Annotated in this window: 5 protein-coding genes; all 5 read left to right on the top strand. The window is 66.7% G+C overall.

Annotation, left to right across the window (positions count from 1 at the left end):
* Window positions 1-33: 33 nt before the first annotated feature.
* From AYK61_RS22175 to AYK61_RS22155, 5 genes are read left to right on the top strand one after another with little or no spacing between them, the layout of a single operon-like run.
* A complete protein-coding gene (locus AYK61_RS22175) occupies window positions 34-8,571 on the top strand; it encodes an AMP-binding protein (protein ID WP_183130501.1) in 8,538 nt (2,845 codons plus the stop codon).
* Complete coding sequence (locus AYK61_RS22170; RefSeq protein WP_121873133.1) at window positions 8,568-9,488, top strand: TauD/TfdA family dioxygenase; 921 nt, start codon at window positions 8,568-8,570, stop codon at window positions 9,486-9,488. The genes AYK61_RS22175 and AYK61_RS22170 overlap by 4 nt, the downstream gene beginning before the upstream one ends.
* Complete coding sequence (locus AYK61_RS22165) at window positions 9,485-11,581, top strand: non-ribosomal peptide synthetase (RefSeq protein ID WP_121873132.1); 2,097 nt, start codon at window positions 9,485-9,487, stop codon at window positions 11,579-11,581. The genes AYK61_RS22170 and AYK61_RS22165 overlap by 4 nt, the downstream gene beginning before the upstream one ends.
* The gene (locus AYK61_RS22160; protein WP_121873131.1) at window positions 11,578-15,912 is read left to right on the top strand and encodes a condensation domain-containing protein; all 4,335 of its coding nucleotides are present in this window, start codon (window positions 11,578-11,580) and stop codon (window positions 15,910-15,912) included. The genes AYK61_RS22165 and AYK61_RS22160 overlap by 4 nt, the downstream gene beginning before the upstream one ends.
* Window positions 15,909-17,522 carry a cyclic peptide export ABC transporter gene (locus AYK61_RS22155; protein ID WP_121873130.1) on the top strand — a complete coding sequence of 538 codons (1,614 nt, stop codon included), beginning with the start codon at window positions 15,909-15,911 and terminating at the stop codon, window positions 17,520-17,522. Before AYK61_RS22160 ends, AYK61_RS22155 begins: the two co-directional genes overlap by 4 nt.
* Window positions 17,523-17,533 lie beyond the last annotated feature (11 nt).

Raw genomic sequence — 17,533 nt, 5'->3', positions numbered from 1 at the left:
GATTCCGACGCCAGCCCATGGGAGATCTGCGAGATGAATCGATTGACCGCCGCTCAGTCGGCGATGCTGTTCGACCAGATCGCCGAACCCACGGATGTGGGGAACAACGTCGTGGCGTCGGTGATCGTTGCGAGTGCGGCATCGGCGGCCGCGCACCGATCGGCGTGGGAGGACGCACTGCGACGGCACCCGGTTCTGACGAGCCGAATTGTGGCTCACGACAGCGGGTTCCGATTCCAGACGGCCGACGGGTCGATGTCGGTCGACGTTGCTCAGGTGCCCGATGTGCGTGACCGGAGTGTGCGAGAGGACCTCGCGCTTCGTGCGATGCAACCGTTCGACCTGTTCGCCGGCCCCCTCGTCCGCGCGGCGGTCCGTTGTGACGGGCACCGTGCCGTGGTGTCGCTGGTGGTCCATCACATCTTGATCGACGTCGCGAGCGCACCACTGATTCTCAACGAATACTTCGCGAACCTGCGAGCGCTCGAATTCGGCGAACCGGGAACGACGATCGATCCAGGAGCGAACTTCGAGCAGTTCGTCGATGCCGAGCAGGCCTACCTGCGATCCGCCGACGCGGAAGCAGATCGAGCGTACTGGCGTGCTGCAGTCGAGGGCTACTCGAACGATCCGCTGGCCGATCTGCCGACCTCGACCGACCCCGCTCACGACCCTCTCGAACCGTTCGTGCGTTTCGAGGCCGAGCCCGACGTCGCCGACGCTCTTCGCGCACATGCGAAGTCCGCCGCGGTGTCGCCGGCCGCACTGTTCCTCGCAGCCTTCCAGCGCGCTCTCGCCGCCGTCTCGACCTCCAGCGCCGCCGACATCGCTGTCGGAATGCCGGTGCTGCAGCGCGACGAACGACATCTGACGACGCTGGGCAGCTTCACCCAACTCGCAGTGGCGCGTTCGCGTGTGGGGCTCTCGTTCGACGACGACCTTCGGGCAGCAGGCGCGGCCATTGCGGGTGCCAGGCGCCACGGACGCCTTCCGCTCTCGGAGTACGCACAGTACGCCGACGAACCGGCACACCTGACTCGCACCACCTTTCTCTACGAGCCGTCACATCTGGCGTTCGGCACTGCCTTCGTTCTCGGCGATCGATGGGAATTCGATCTGTCGGATTATCGGGCGAACCCGTATCCGGTGCCCTCTCAGACCGGCCAATTCGATCTGAGATTCCAGGTCGGACTGGTGCACGGAAGATATGTCTGTGCAGTGCATTTCGGACCGCGGCATCACCGTGCCGCAGTGCTGATCGCCGAACACATCCGAGACGATCTCCAGCGCCTATCGGGACCGGCGTCCATCGCTTTCGTCGAACCGGGTCGCTTCGGTTCGGGTTGGGTGCATCCGGCCGATCGCGAGCCTGCTCCGCCACCTGCCGATGTGATCGCACGAATCGGAGACATCGCGCGTTCGCACCCCAACCGTTCCGCAGTGTCGTCCGGTTCGGACCGGCTGAATTACGCAGACCTGTGGCATTCGGCGAGTCGGGTGGCCCGCCTGCTGAGCGGTCGACGGGGCGAGATCGTGGCCGTGTCGATGCCGAAAGAGCCCGACACGGTGGCCGCAATGCTCGGGGTGATGTTGTCCGGCAACGCTTTCGTCGTCGTGGACCCGATGTATCCCGAGCAGCGCCGTGCCATCATGCTCGCCGGCCTCGACGTGGTCGTCGTCGCGACCGGTACGAGGGGCGCGATTCCCGAGACGTTCGCAGGGGCCGTCATCGAACACGGCGGTGCGGTCGGGAGTCCCACGGCCGGTGCGCTTCCGATACCGGACCGCACACCTCCGACGCGTGCTGCATACGCCGTGCACACCTCGGGATCGACCGGACGGCCGAAAAGGGTGCTCGTCGGTCGCACAGCTCTGGCGTACTCCACGGCTGCCCGCGATGTCGTGTACGACGAAGAGCCGCAACGCTTTCTGCACCTGTCGTCGCTGTCGTTCGACAGTGCATACGCCGGTCTGTTCTGGACGTTGGTGCGGGGCGGTGAGCTGTTGCTCGTCGACACCGGGGAACCGCGCTCGACCGCAGAACTGGCCGATATCGTCGCCCATCGGGGTGTCACCCACGTACTTGCCATCCCGTCGCTGTACGAGGCACTGCTCGACGAGTCCGCGAGCCTGTTCTCGCTGCGACAGGTGATCGTCGCGGGCGAGGAGTGCACCGAGGCTCTGGTCGATCGACACCATGCGAGACTTCCCGGTGCCACACTGACCAACGAGTACGGCCCGTCCGAAAGTGCGATCTGGTCGACCGCCGATCACGTCGCGGCGAGTGAGCCGGTCACGATCGGGCGAGCAGTCCCCGGTATCGGTACTCGCGTGGTCGACGAGTCCGGTCGCCCGGTCCCGGCAGGCACGCCAGGAGAACTTCACCTGACCGGCACACTGGCCTACGGATACGACGGCGACCCGCGCGCGACGGCCGACAAGTTTCGGCCCGATCCGTGGGGGACCGGCGGACGGCGGGTGTACGCAACCGGGGATCGAGTGCGGATCGGATCCGACGGTCGGCTGTTGTTCGACGGCCGAGTCGACGAGCAATTCAAGATTTCCGGGTTTCGTATCGAACCGCGCGAGGTCGAAGCGGTGGTGCGTCGGATCACCGGGCATCAGTGCGTCGCGGGTGTCGCGACGGGGCCTGGTGGACGCCGCGACCTCGTCATCGCCGTCGACGATGCCGTGTTCGCAGACGTGGATGTCGAAGCGATGCTCTCGCGCATTCGCGAGGAGGTGCCTGCACATCTCGCGCCGCGCGCTGTGCGGGTCGTCGAGTCCATCCCGCGCAATGTCAACGGCAAGGTGGACAGGCGTGCGGTTGCGGCATTGTTGTCCGAGGTCGCGGTCCCGACGACCGAGCGCGATGCGGCCGATGTGCCCTCCACCGACACCGACGGCCTACTCCTGGATGCGGTTCGGCGTGCGTTGTCGCGAGAGGTCGACGCGAGTCGAACGTTCGTCGAGCACGGCGGTGACTCGATCGCCGCTATGCGGGTCGTGGGATTTTTGCACCGACGGGGTGTGCAGCTGTCACCGCGCCGACTTCTGGCACCGGTACCGCTACGCGAACTGTCGCTCGTCGCCGGACAGGAGGTGGTTCCCTCGGTCCGGCCCACAGGCGATCGGACGGATGCGCTCGCCACCAGCCGTGCTCAACGAGCGATGCTGCTGCAGACCGCGCAGGCGTCGTCCCCGGGGGTCTACGTCGAGCAGTTGGTGCTCGAACTGTCGGGTGATGTCGACGTGGTCCGGCTCGCCGCCGCGTGGCGAGCCGTGTTCGAGGCCTTCCCAGTCCTCGGTGCGCACGCCACTGCGGCCCCGTACCTCACCCTCGACACCGGACGAGCAGGCACCGTTCCGATCGACGTCCGCCACGAGGTCGTGAATTGGACCGACGTGCTGACCGAAGATCGTGCGCGCGGCTTCACCCTGCCGGTCGACCCGCTCTCGCGGGTGCTGATTGCGCCGCACGCGGAAGGTGTGCGGGTCCTGTGGACTCATCACCACGCAATCGCCGACGGTTGGTCCCTTCCGGTGATAGTCGGCGGCCTCGCGGCCGCGTATCGCTCGGGCGACGTCGGCGAAAGACAAGCCGGATTCGAGTCGTCGGCGGACGAGTCCGTTGCCGCCCATCGATCGAGTGCACGCCCTCTGGTGGAGAGGCTGACCTCGCCGACGGAGCTCGAACTCGGTGCCACCCGGACCCACACCATCACTCCACCAGTCGATCTCGATGTCGTGGCCGACCGACTCGGCATCACGGAGGCCGCACTGGTCAACACGGTGTGGTCGCTGGTGCTCGGAAGTGTCTTCGGAGTGCAGACCGTCGAGCACGGCATGGTCGGCAGCGGCCGTTACATCGGTACACCGGGGATGGATCGCGCGGTGGGGATGTTCGTGCGGATCGACCCGATCACCTCGACGTGGACCGACGTCACCGAACTCGCCGACCTCGGTGCTCTGGTCGCCGATCAGGTGGCCGCCGCAATGGACGGACCTGTTGCCACCGGGTGGGCACCGGAGACCCTCGTTGTCGTCGAGAACTATCCCCTCGATCCGTCGGCGCTCTCGTTCGGACCAGGGATCGAGACGGCATCGGTGGAGCTCGTCGAACAGACCGAGTTCGCACTGGTTCTGCAGTACCGGACATGGCCGACGAGCGCGCTGCATCTGCACGTCGACACCACGAGGGTCTCGCCGGCAGCCGCAGGAGCCGTGGCTCGACGAGTTCGAGCCGTGCTCTCGGGGCTCGCGACTGCCACGGGTGATACTCCGGTGGCGGCGATCCTCGCCGCCCCCGTGCACCGAGAGATCGATCACGCTGTCGAACAAGCGGTTTCGATGGTCGAGAGATTCGCCGAGAACGCGCGGAACCATCCCGCTCAGGTCGCCCTGGTCGACGGTCGCGTCCGCTCGACCTACGCCGAACTGGACGAGCTTCGTAGAGACGACGCGGCTCGATTGCGTGCCGTCGGTGTCGCGCCAGGGCACGTGGTGGCCGTGCACGCACCGGCGTCCGTGTCGCTGGCCCGTACGCTTCTCGCGATCGTGACCGTGGGTGCCACCTGGCTGGTCGTCGACGACGACCTTCCGGCCCAGCGAATCGACGCCATGCTCGCCCGATCCGGTGCGCACTGGTCGTTGGTGCCGGGCGAGCGGGCCGTGCGGTCGACCGTGGCGCTGCCGCCGAGTTCCGGGGCGAGCTCGGCCGATCATCTCGCATACCTGATCTTCACGTCCGGCACCACCGGTGAGCCCAAGGTGATCGCTGTGGAGCACGGCGCACTTGCTCGCCATCTTTCCGGTACGTGCTCGCGTTTCGACTATCGGCCGACCGACGTCGTGTTGGTGTTCGGCTCCGTGGCGTTCGATGCGTCGCTCGAACAGTTGTTGGGTGCACTGTATGTCGGTGCTACGGCGGTGGGCAGACCGAAGGACATCGTTGCGCCGACCGAACTCGCACAGTTCCTGAAGGACTTCGCCGTCACTGTGTTCAACCCGCCCACGGGCTATTGGACCCAGTTCACCTCCGCTGCGCTGCCCCCGACCGTGCGCACGGTCATCGTCGGTGGAGAGGCGTTGCCGGCGTGGGCAACTCGCGTACCGGACGGGGTGGCGCTCTGGAACGCGTACGGCCCGACGGAGGCGGTGGTGACGGCGCTCGCCCACCGCGTCGACGGCCGGGCGATCGATCCACTCCCGATCGGAACGTCGCAGCCGGGCCGCGGTGCGGCGGTCCTCGGCCCCGATCTGCTGCAGGTCGCCGACGGCGTGATCGGCGAGATCTGGCTGACCGGCATTCTGGCCGCAGGCTATCTGGGAGACCCCCGAAGTACGGCCGATGCGTTCCGGCCGAACTCGGTCACCGGAGCATCGGCGGGCGAACGGATGTATCGCACTGCAGATCTCGGCTTCAGGGCTGCCGACGGTTCCATCACGTTCGTCGGCCGGGTCGACCGTCAGGCGAAGGTCCGAGGATACCGAGTCGATCCGGCCGAGATCGAGACCGCGGCGGTTGCAGTGGACGGCGTGGTCTCGGCGCGCGCACTGCTCGTAGCACCCAGCGACGGTGTGGCGGTGCGCATCGAATGCGTTGTCGTGGTTCGAGACAGGGACGCTCGGTCCGTTCGTGCGGCAATGGGAACCACCCTGCCTGCCCATCTGGTGCCGTCGCGTGTGCACGTGGTCCCCGAGTTGCCGCTGACCCGAAACGGGAAAGTGGACGACGTCGCGTTGCGGACTCGGATTCTCGCCGGTACCTCAGCCGTGGGTGACCCCGGCGACGCCGCCGACATCGACGGGATCGTCACCTCGGCGGTGCGGGAGGTTCTCGGAGTCACCGATCGAAACGTCGGGTTCGTCTCCGCCGGAGGCGATTCGCTGCGTGCGCTGGAACTGTCGGCGATAGTGCGGCGCAGCGGTGTCGTACTCGACGTACGGGTAGCCCTCGCCGACGGCACCGTCGATGCCCTGGTGGCAACCGCATCCGTCGACCCGTCTGCCATGGCCGACGGTACCCAGCCGAATCGCAGCAGACTCCTACCGCCGGCAGTGCACTGGTTCAGCGATCGCGTGTCGAGCGAGCCGATCGCGCAGTGGAACATGGCAATTCGGCTCGATCTGGACTTCCTGCCGGACAGTGCCCACGTGGACGCGGCAGTAGCGGAGGTGCTTCGCGTACACCCGATGCTTCGCGTCCGACTCGAAGAAACGGACTCGGTTCGGGAGTTCGTTCTCACGGAGGCATGCCCTGTTCTGTTCTTCTTCGACACGGTCGAACACGAAGTGACGAACGCGTGCAAGCGGGTGTTCAACCGGTTGACCGGCCGAGTCGGCATCGACAACGGCACACCGATCGGTTTCGGTGTCGTCCGAGCTATGGACTCGGGTGCGGCCACGATCATCGTGCTGGCGCATCACCTGGTCATGGATGTCGTGTCCCTGCACATCGTTGCGGGCGACCTGATCGAGGCCATCGCTCACGGCAACGACGGCGCTCGTCTTCCGTCCGAGCGCACCAGCGTTCACGAGTGGGTGCAATGGCTGGCCTCCGACGCGAGCGCGCCCGGTGCGTACGAGCGATGCCGCGCGGCCTATCGAGGACTGACGCCGACAGGCGCTGATGCCGGACGCGTCGACCCGGGCACCGAGGGCGACGCGGTCTCGGTGCACCGAAGTGTTCCCGCAGCGGTGATCGACGCGGCGACGGCAGCGATCGGCGCCAGCGTCGAGGAGATCCTGCAGTCGGCGGCGGTCACGGCGTACGCCGAGACAGCAGGCGCATCGCCGGTCGTCATCGAAGTCGAGACGCACGGACGTGAGCTCGATGCGGAGGGTATCGATCTCACCCGAACCGTCGGGTGGTTCACCGGACTGTCCGCGGTTCCGGTGCACCCCGCGACACCGGGCGAGCAGATCGCCGAGATCCGCTCGAGAAGAACGTGTCTCGGCGCGACCGGCCAGCTGCCCACGGTCCTGCGGTACGTCCTCGGGTCGGATCCGTGCCCGGGACTGCGTCCACACGTCGGCGTGAACTACGTCGGGAGGCTCGACGCCGATCGGACGGGCTCGGCGGGTGCGTACGGCGAGGGGCACCTGCGTGCCGCGCACGCTGCGCGACCGGTCGCCGTACAGATCGACGCCTGGTTCAGAGGCGGGGAATTCGTCGTGGCGGTCGAACACGTGGACGGGGAGTCGGCGGAACTGGTCGCGGATGCGATCGTCGCGGCGGTGACAGCCGCGACGACGGCCCGGCCGATTGCGGTCGAGGCAGGACTGTGTGCGATCGATCTGCGCGGCAACACGATCGACGACGTACTTGCTTCCGGGCCTGTCGAGGCCCTCGCGCCGCTCACCGAAGTTCAGGAGGCGATGTACCTGCGCAGCGGTTCCGATCCCGCTGCTGCGTACGTCGAGCAGATCGTCCTGAGACTGCCGGACGGCGTGGAGGTCGACCGGTTGTGCGCAGCCGTCCGATCCGCGGTCGCGGTGATGCCCCTTCTACGCGGCGACATCGTATGGGAGGGGCTCGCCGATCCCATCCTGGTGGTGCGAGCGCACGCCGAACCGGTCTTCGTGTCCGACACCCTCGATGCCGGGATCGAAGTCGATTCTCTTGCACACGGTTCGGCGCTCTTTCGGGCCACCATCTCGAACGGTGCACTGGCCCTGACCTTCCATCATCTCGTCGCCGATGGCTGGACTGTCCGAATGCTGCTGCAGCACATAAACGATCACTATTTCGATCGACCCGTGCCGACGGACGCCGATCACCGGATGCTCCTGCACATGGTGGTATCGGCGAATCGGCACCGGCCCCCCTCCCTCGACCGTTCCCCGGCCACGCTGCTGCCACCACTCGATCCGGACGCACCCGCGGCGGGCCACGGGAACATCGATCTGACCCGCTCCGTCGAACCGGGGGCTGCTCGGCAGCTCCGGCGGGCCGCCGCCCGACGCGGTGTCACTCTGGCATCACTTGCCCACGCCGGCTGGGCACTGCTGCTCGGCCGGTCCGGTCGGCACGTGCGGTTCGGCAGTGTGGGACAACACCGTCCGGCGGGCCACGACGATGCGCCCGGCATGTACATCGAAACCCGCACGCTGGACGTGCGACTGCCCGCCGATGTCGACGTTCTGCTGAAGTCGATGCACAGCGCTCTGCGAACAGAGGCCGAATCCGATGTGCACGAACATGATCCAAATGATGCCGTCACGGCCGGTGTCGGTGCCATGTACGAGACCGCGGTGATCGTCGACGACGCGCGAGGAACCGGTTCGGCCGCAGAGTTTCTCGGTCGCCCCGTCGATGTGCTGTCTACCCGTGAACGCACGGGCCTTGCGCTGACCGTGTCGGTGATCGACCACGGCGGCGCGTCGGGCATCGAGGTGACCCTCAACTGCGATCTGGAGCAGGTGACCGAGCAGGACGGACACCGCATCCTGTGTGATCTTCTCGCGATCCTGGCCGAGCTCGCCGAGCCTGCCGATTCCACGGACCGACGCGTTCCCGATCTGCCCATCAGCACCACAGCCGACTCTGCACCGAGGAGTACACGTTGACCACCACCACCAGCACGGCGATCGACGTCGGGGCCGACGCGACCGCGTGGATCGATTCCCATCTGATCGAACTCCGCGAGATTCTCACGACCGAGGGCGTGCTGCGGCTGCGCGGTCTCGGAGAGGCAGTTCGCGAGTTCGACGCGATCACCGAAACCGTGACGGGCGCTGCGCCACTCGAGTACCACGGCGGCGCAACGCCGCGTACCCGAATCGATCGAAACGTGTACTCGTCCACGGATTTCCCGTCCGAGTATGCGATCGATCTGCACTCGGAGATGGCGTACTCGCGTACCTGGCCGCTCTACCTCGCATTCTGCTGTGCGCAGCCTCCACGTTCGGGCGGGGCCACTCCGCTTGCATCGACTGTGGCGATCGCCGAGCGAATTCCGAGCACGCTTGCCGAGCGGCTCCGTCTCCTCGGCATCCGGTACCGGCGCGCCTTTCACCCGCTGCTCGGCACCGACTGGCGCAGCGCATACGGCGTGAACGACGAGGCCGAGCTTCTCGACGCTGCCGCCCGACGCGGAGAGGACGTGCGCATCGACGGTGACGTCGTCACGTCGTCGTGGACCCTGCCTGCGTACCGAGACAGCGAGGGCGGCGTCGAGTCGTGGTTCAACCAGATGGTCGCGTTCAACGTGCGCACGCTGCCGTCAGGGGTGCGAGAGGACTTGCTCGACGTCGTGGGTGAGGACGGAATTCCCAAGAACACTCTGCTCGGTGACGGCACGCCGTTCGTCGAATCCGACATCAGCGCGGTACGTGATGCGGTCGACGCGACATCGACCGCTGTGCCCTGGGCGGCAGGAGATCTGACCATCGTCGACAATCGCCGCTTCGCACACGGACGGCAGCCGTACACCGGCTCCCGGGAGGTGCGGGTGTGCATGACCGGAGAGGGGAGTTGGGTATGACCGCCGATACGTTGTTCGCTCGTTTGGCCGGGGCCTGGGTCGCGGTCGACGACAGCGCAGGCCACGAACCGAACGGGGTGACGGCGCACGTGGCCGACACCTCCGTCGATGCTGTCGAGGCCGCCATCCATGCTGCGCTGACACCGTTTCTGTTGGGGGAAGGCACTATCGGTTCGCTGCGGACGACGCGTACCGGTGCCGGTTGGGTGGTGGACGCCGGTGACATCACCATCACGGCCACATCCGAACGGGTGGAGGTCTCGGGGCAGGCGGACGGGTGGACACTCGATTCGTTGGTCGCGCACTCCATCGCGACCGAAACGGCACGCCGACTCGACGCGGGTATCGCCGGTCACGTGCCTTTGCCCGCGGCCGAACAGTTCGAGAACGTCGATGTCGTCGAGCGCATCCGCAGACATGCCCGAATCACACCCGACCGCACTGCAATTCGTTCCGCTACCGCGGCTGTCGACTATGCGGACCTGGTCCGCGCCGCCGAGGTGCGTGCCGACGAACTCGATGCATCACGAGCCGGTCAGGTGGTTGCGGTGCGATTCGATCGGTCGATCGGCTCGGTGGTGGAACTGCTCGGAGCCCTGATCTCGGGGCGCGCCTATCTGTTGTTGTCCTCCGACGACGAATCCGGTTATGCCCGCATCGCATCGACCATCGCCTCGGATCAGGAATCGGCCTCCGGCGGGTTCGATCGAACGTCGGCCTCCGCCGCCGCGTACGTGCAGTTCACGTCGGGAACGTCGGGGAAGCCGAAGGCGATCGTCGTCGAACGGGCTCAGTTGTCGGCCTACTGCGCGTTTCTCGAGGCCGAGAACCTCTGCGGCCCAGGGGTGACCATGCCGGTCCTCAGCGCTCCTGAATTCGACGCCATCGTCAAGCAGATCTGGGGGCAGCTCACCGCCGGGGGCACGGTGGTGCTGCCCGAGTCGGGCGACGTACTACGGGAGATCGACCGCGCCACTGCGATCGACAACGTGTCGATCAACACGGTGCCGGCCGTGTGGAATCAATTCCTGGACGTGGCGACGCACCGTCCGATCACGACGCAGGGAACGCTACTGCTCGGTGGTGAGGCGCTCGATCCGGTTCTGGTCGACCGCACCCGGGCTCTGTGGCCGGGCGTACGTATCGTCAACCTGTACGGACCGTCCGAATGCACCTCCAACGCAACGTGGTTGCGCGAGGTCACCCGCAGGCGCGATCGCACGCCCATCGGCGCCGCGATCCGTGGTTCGGTCGCAGTGGTACTCGATGACCGCCTCACCCCAGTACCCGTAGGCGCTGTCGGGACCCTGCATATCGCGGGCGACAGCGTTGCGCGGGGCTACCACGGCGACACGCGTCGCACCGCGGCCTCGTTCCTGCCCATGGCAGTGGACTGCGGAACCGGATCGGGCACCAGGATGTACGCGACCGGCGACCGGGTGCGAGCCACGTCCGACGGGCTGGTCTATCTCGGCCGTACCGATGCCGAAGTGAAGGTCAACGGAGTCCGCACCGACCTCGAGGCTCTGCGCAACGACATCGCCGTCGTCCCGGGGGTGACGAGAGCCGCCGTGGTCGTGGTGGACGGCGGGATCGAAGTCGTCGTCGAATGCGCACCGCAACAGCGGGACGATGTGCTCGGATCGGTGCGAGAACGAATCGACACCACCTGGCGACGCGAATTGCGCACCAGCCGGGTGCGTTGGGTGGCCGAGATTCCTCGTACCGAGGTGGGCAAGGTCGACGTCGCGGCCCTCGCCCGGCACGCGGACCGGCCGGCTGTGTCGGCAGGCCTCGAACCGACGGCGGCAGCGGCAGCGCCCGCGCCGCCGCACCGCGTGCTCGAGACGATCTGGACGTCCGTGCTCGGATCCGAGCCGACTCGGTCGTCGTCCATCGTTGCGCTCGGCGGCGATTCGATGAAGCAGCTCAAGATCGTCGCGCTCTACCGGCGCATCCTCAAAGTGGACGTCTCGCTTCAGGATTTCAAGCAACGCGACACCCTGGGTGAACACGAAGACCTACTCCTCGAGCGCGTCGACGTCGCCCACCTCGACCGAATGGCCGCATCGTTGAACGGGGCGAAACGGTGAGCGACATCGACCTCCTCCTCGCTGTCGCAGACACGGGGGTCGACGCGAAGGAGGCCGCAGATCTGCGGGCACCGAGCCCGTACCAGGAACGGCTCTGGAGAGCGCACTGCGCTGCACCGTCGACCGCATATTCGGTGCCGTGTGTGTTCGATCTGGACGGCGGAGACAGCGCACGCGTGCTCGCGGCGATCCTCGAGGTCCTGGCAGCGCACGACGTGTTCGCCACGCGCATCGTCGACGCGGACGGCCCCGGCTTCGCTCTCGAACCCGTCGGTCCGATCGTTCCCGAGATCGCTGTCGTGGCCGACTTGGACGCCGCGACCGAGGAACTGCTTGCACGTGGGTGGTCGAGCGGACCGTTGGTGCGGGTCGCGCTGTTTCGCCGAGAGGGACGCTCGGACCGCATCGCCATGGTGTTTCACCATGCCGTGATCGACGGCCATTCGGTGTCGCTCCTGATCACCGACATCGCCCGGGAGCTCGCCGAACCGGGTACGTCCTCGATGCGGACTCGTCCCCGGTACCGCGATGTTGTCCGCGTTCGGCGTTCGTCGAGGTCGTGGTGGACGGACCACCTGTCCACGGTGCCGTATCACCGCGCCTGGCGGCCGTCCGAGCCCGGCGAACCCGTCGTAAGCCGTGGCCCGGTGAAGGCCGGTCGCCGGGATGCCACGAGCTGGTTCACTGCAGTGGCCGTCACGCTGTCGAGGCTTTTGGGCTCGGAGGTTCTGTGCCTGTCGGTGCCACTGGCCAACCGTCGAGAGGTCGAGGAATTCGACGTGGTCGGCCCACTCGTGAGCACCGTGCCTCTGGTCGTCGAGGTGTGCGAGTCCGACAGTCTCGGCACGGTTCGTAGCCGCATCGAAGCACTGGTCGAGGATGCGAGCGCGCATGCAGATGTGGATCTGGCAGGCGTGGTCGGCGACCTCCGCCGCGATGACCCCGAGTTCTTTCTGCCGACCGAGGTGTTCGTCAACGTCCAGAGCGTCGATCGGTCCGACATCGCGCTGGGCGGCGCGACAGCTCGGCCTGTCGCAGTGCACACAGGTGAGATGAAAGCCGCACTGACGGTGAGTATCTCGGCGACCGAATCGCCGGAGGTGCAGATCGAGTCGGCGCTGCCGGGTTGGTCGGCGGTGACACACGACGGCATTCGAGACGTCCTGCTCACCGTGCTCCACGCAGATTCGTCCGTGCCCGTCGGGGAACTCTCGGTCGGACTCACGGGTAGGACGGCGTCTCGATCGACGCTCGACACCTCGATTCTCGCGCCGCTGCTGTCCGCGACAGACGATTCCCGAGTAGCGCTGGTGGCACCCGATCGCACCCTCACGCGTGCGGAGCTGGTTCGGGAAATTCGGGTGCGTGCAGGAGTTCTGACGCAGCACGGCGTGGTCCGCGGAGACGCAGTCCTGTTGTCGGTCGAGCGTGACCACGAGTTCGTGGCATGGGCTGCGGCGATCATGGCGCTCGGAGCAGCCTATGTTCCGGTGGACACTCGGCACGGAGCAGCGCGCATCGCTTCCATTGCGGCACAGTCGAATGCGAAGTCGGGTGTGTTCTCGGACGCCGCCGATGCTCCGCCCGGTCTCGACGCGATCGACCGCGAACCGGTGGTTCCCGAGGTCGATGCGGTCGAGCTGCCGACTGTCGTGTCAGGTCTCCCCGCGTACGTCATCTTCACCTCGGGCACCACCGGCACTCCCAAGGGTGTCCCGGTCACTCACGCCAATCTGTTGGCGCTGCGCGATGCCACCGCGTCGATCATCGAGCCGAGCGACATCGTCTCCGCCGTGCACGCGTTCACCTTCGACTTCAGTGTCTGGGAGATATGGACGGCGCTCTCCCGCGGGGCGCGCGTCGTGATCTACGAGGAGGACGTCGCTCGCGACCCCTTCGAATTGGCCGTGCGGCTGAACGCGGACAGTGTGAGCGTTGTGTCGCTGACGAACTCGGCGTTCGGGTCGCTCATTGCGGCGCGGCCGGTTCTGCCGTCGCTGCGACGCGTGGTGCTCGGCGGGGAACAGGTCTCGTCCGGCTACGTGCAGCAGTGGCTCGACGCAGTCGAACACCCTGCGGGGAGCGTCGAAGTCATCAACATGCTCGGTGCCACCGAGACCACGGTGCACACCACTCGGCGGGTGGTCACCCGGACCGATCTCGAGGCCTCCGCCGTCCAGGTGGGGGAACCGCTCGCACATCTCGACGTCGTCGTGATCGACGCGGCCGGGCGGGCACTGCCGAGGGGCCTCGAAGGCCAGATCACCGTTCGTGGCGCAGGTCTGGCTCTCGGCTATCTCGGACGCGGTCGATTGACAGCGTCACGCTTCGTTCCCGATCCGTTTCCCGATGCTCTGCCCGGTTCGAGGCTCTACCTCACCGGCGACAAGGGCCGGTGGCTCGCACCACGGGAACTGCACGTCGATGGTCGCATCGACTCTCAGGTGAAGGTTCGCGGACACCGGATCGAAACGGCCGGTGTCGAGGCCGTGCTCGAGCAGCTCCCCGGCGTTCGGCGGGCCTGCGTCGTCGCCCACGAGAACCGTCTGCTCGCGTTCGTCGACGCCGCCGACGACTGCGCCGATCTGTACGCCGGTGCAGCCGATGGCCTGGCCGCCTACGAGGTACCCGACCGAATCCATCGCGTGCGCGAGTTCCCGGTGACGGTCAACGGCAAGCTCGATCGGCGAGTGGAGTCGCTGACTGCTGTGGCGCTCCCGCCGGAGGTGAGGCAGCGTGACGAATCGGATTCTGCCCGAGGGTGGTTCGAGCGCGCACTCACCGATGCGCTGGGAGTTCGGTCGCACGACGAAGACCGGTCGTTCCTGGCCAACGGCGGCGATTCGATTCTCGCGGTCCGCCTCGTCAGCGATGCCCGCTCGCGTGGAACAGAACTCGGAATCGGCGATGTACTCGGCGCATCGAGTCTGAGAGAACTTGCCGCACTCGTTGCAGATCGTGGGCCCAGGACCGAGCCCGAAGACGAAGAGCTGCTGCCGTTCTCGCTGATCGACGCCGAGGTTCGTGATGGCCTGCCCTACGACGTGGCCGATGCGTACCCGTTGTCGGCAGCGCAGGAGGGCATGTTGTTCCATATTCGCTCCGATTCGGCCGTTGGCGTCTACCACAACACGGTCAGCGTGCGCATTCGCGGCGGGCTCGATCCGTTGGCGTTTCGAGTGGCACTCGCCGATACCGTGCGCAGGCACGAGGTGCTGCGCACCTCCGTCGACGAGTGGAGTGCAGCGGAGCCCCTGCAATTGGTGCATCGGCACGTGGCCACACCCCTGTCGGTGGTCTCGGTGCCTGCCGGTTCGGACGCCGATGCGGTGATCGACGAGATCGTCTCCGCGGAACGGGTGCGCCCGTTCGACCTCGACCGGGCACCGCTGTTCCGCCTCACGCTGGTTCGCGTCGCGCCGGGGGAGGACCAGCTGATCATCAGCGACAGCCACCTCGTACTCGACGGGTGGAGTTGGACCTCGACACTGGCCGAGGTCGTCGACCGACACAACGCTCTGCTCCGACGAGATCAGGCGTACGACACCCGCTACCCACCCGTACCCGTCAAGTTCGTCGACTACGTTGCAGCAGAACGACGTGCGCAATCGTCCGCAGCGACATCGCAGGCCTGGGCCGAGCACCTGCGCGGCGTCCGGCCGCGCCGGGTAGCCGATGTTCGCAGCATCGGTGACAGACACGTCCGGCGCACCGAGATCGACGCCGACGCTCTGCGTGAACGTGCCGCAGCAGCAGGTATTTCGGTTCGTCACCTCGCGATGGCCGTGCACGTTCACGCGCTGGCCGACGTCTTCGGCGATCGTGAACTGGTCACCGGTACAACCGCGAACGGCCGGCTCGAGCGCGAGGGCGGTGTCGACGCCCGCGGGATGTTCCTGAACATGCTGCCGCTGCAGCTGCGTGCCCTGGCCGATCCGATCGCGACAGCGGAGGAATGCGCTCGCACCGAGGCAGCCTTGATGCCGCACCGACGCCTGCCGAACGTGGACATCACGACGGCCGTCGGCAAGGGACCGTTGTTCGACTACGGATTCAATTTCGTTCGTTTCCATCGTCTTTCGGACATCGAGAAGACGCACACCTTCGGATCGAAAGACGACGATTCCCACTTCTCGCAGGAGGACACCGACTTCGCCCTGATGGCGACGTTCTCGATACACCCACCCGAGCATCGGCTCGCGTTGATGCTCGTCGTCGACACCGCCCGTGTGTCACCGCCGCGGCACCGACGGATCATCCAGGCGTACCGCGCAGCACTGGCCGATGCGGCGACAGCGGTCGACGCCACCGAAGGAGACACCTCGTCATGAAAACATTGCTCGCAGTTCTACTTCGAGGCGGTCGCGGAATCTCGGCCCTGGCCGTGATTGCGGGAATCGTCACCGGTGTTGCCACCATCGTCATGGTTGCGACCATCACCAGCGCGGTGACCTCCGACACCGGACTCGACGCACTGGCACCGTTCGTCGCGGCGGCCGTGGCGGTACTGCTGTCCGGTGCGTTGGCCTCGAACGCGTTGGTGCGGGTGACACAGAAGTCGGTCGACCGACTGCGCACGAAGCTCGTCGACGACCTTCTGTCGGTGCCGCTGCGCGGATTCGAGTCGTTCCGCACGGCCCGCGCGATGGCGGTGCTCACCGAGGACCTCGCCGCCGTGGGTCAGGCCGTCCAGTCCTTGCCGTTGCTGCTCATCAACTCGGTGATCGTCATCTGTGCACTGGGGTACGTGGGCATACTCTCGCCCGTTGCGCTGGGAGTCTTGGTGCTGGTCATCGTCATCGGCGGCAGTGCGTACGCGTTCGCGAATGGCAAAGCCGGAGCTCACATGTACCGAGCACGAGAAGCTCAGGACGGACTGCACGAGACATACCAGGCCATCACGCACGGCTTCAAGGACGTCAAGCTCAGCTCCCGGCTGAGGGCATCCCTGGTGGAGCAGGACCTGCGTCGGCAATCGGCCGACTACGCGCGCAGTGTCGTCAGAGGTTCCACCGTCAGCCTCGTCACGGGGTACTGGGGGCAGATGCTCTTCCTGGCGTGCGTCGGTGCCGTCGCCTTCGGCGGGGACGCCCTCGGTATTCCGGCGCAGGATCGGGTCGGTGTCGCCCTGGCGGTTCTGTACCTCAACACCCCGCTCGTCACCGTGCTCAACATCGGACCGGTTCTGTCGCGTGCCGTCGTGGCACTGCGCCGAATCGGCGAGGTCGCGACACTGCGCGAGGACAGCGAAGTTGTCGTCGACGTCGAGCGACCCGCCGTGGTCGACGAGATAGGCGTCGAGGGTATGACATTCGCGTACGACGCTGCCTCGCCAGGGGAGGCCTTCGCGATCGGACCGGTGACACAGCGCTTCGCCCGCGGCACCATCACCTTCCTCGTGGGCGGAAACGGCAGCGGCAAAAGCACATTGGGCCGCGTACTGGCCGGGTTGTACACCCCGGACGGTGGATCGCTCGAGGTCGACGGCAGTGCCCTCTCACCCAACGAGATCGTCGCCTATCGGGAGAACGTCTCGGCTTGCTTCGCCGACTCGTTCGTGTTCGGACGGTTGCGGTCGGCCGATCCCGAGGTCGCCGCGCGTGCCCGCTACTGGCTGCACGAGCTCGGTCTCGACGCGGTCGTCGAGCTCGACGGGGAACGGCTGATCTTCGAGGGACTCTCGAGCGGACAGCGCAAGCGGCTGGCCCTGGTGGAAACGCTGGCCGACCCACGCGATGTCGTGGTGCTCGACGAGTGGGCCGCAGAACAGGATCCGGAGAACCGCCACCGCTTCTACACCGACATCCTTCCGCGCATTCGCGACGAAGGCCGCATCGTGATCGTCGTGACCCACGACGATCGCTACTTCGACCTGTGCGATCACCTCGTCAAACTCGAGCGGGGCGCGCAGGTGTTCGTCGATCAGCCCGTACACAACTGACGCAAGCCATC

The sequence above is a fragment of the Rhodococcus sp. SBT000017 genome, from assembly GCF_003688915.1.
Taxonomy (GTDB): Bacteria; Actinomycetota; Actinomycetes; order Mycobacteriales; family Mycobacteriaceae; genus Rhodococcoides.
Note: the sequence above shows the minus strand (reverse complement) of the source record. Positions and strands in the feature narration are given on the sequence as shown.